Raw genomic sequence first — 522 nt, 5'->3', positions numbered from 1 at the left:
GTATCTATTCACCAGGACGGGGTTGACGGCATCAGTTCTGCCGGGATGGGATAATCTGTCTTCTCGATGCACGCCCTGACCACGGCCCTCAACCACTCCTGTGGGCAGCGGCCCAATCGCTTGCCGGTCTCCACCAACGACAGGATGCGCTGGCGAAACAGCTCGCCCCGGTGAGACCACACGCCGTAGCTACCCTTGCGCCAGAGCACATAGCCACGCAGCGCCCGCTCCGCCTCGTTGTTGGTCAGCGCTATTTCGTCGTCAGTCATAAACCGCCACAGCATCTCGTCATCCCGCAGCAGCAACTGGCATCGTCCACGGTAGCGTTTGCTGCACAACAGGGCGCCGCGCTCCAACTGGCTTCGCCAGCTTTGCCGGTAACGCGCGAGCCTGCGCAGGTATTTCTGCTTGCTCAACGCACCGCTTTCCCAACGGTGCCGGGTACGAAACACCGCATCCGCCAGCAAGACCAACCGGGCACCGATGGGCTGGTTGCACTGCTCGCTACTCTCGGCGATGGCC

The 522-nt window shown here is 62.5% G+C and carries 1 protein-coding gene; it reads right to left on the bottom strand.

Annotated elements, in window-relative coordinates:
• Positions 1-8 precede the first annotated feature (8 nt).
• Positions 9-522: transposase (locus J9892_RS21470; protein ID WP_210538931.1), on the bottom strand; the 514-nt coding region annotated here is incomplete at its 5' end.

It is taken from the genome of Aeromonas sp. Prich7-2 (assembly GCF_017939255.1).
Lineage (GTDB): Bacteria > Pseudomonadota > Gammaproteobacteria > Enterobacterales > Aeromonadaceae > Aeromonas > Aeromonas caviae.
This window is presented reverse-complemented; position numbering and strand designations above follow the sequence as displayed.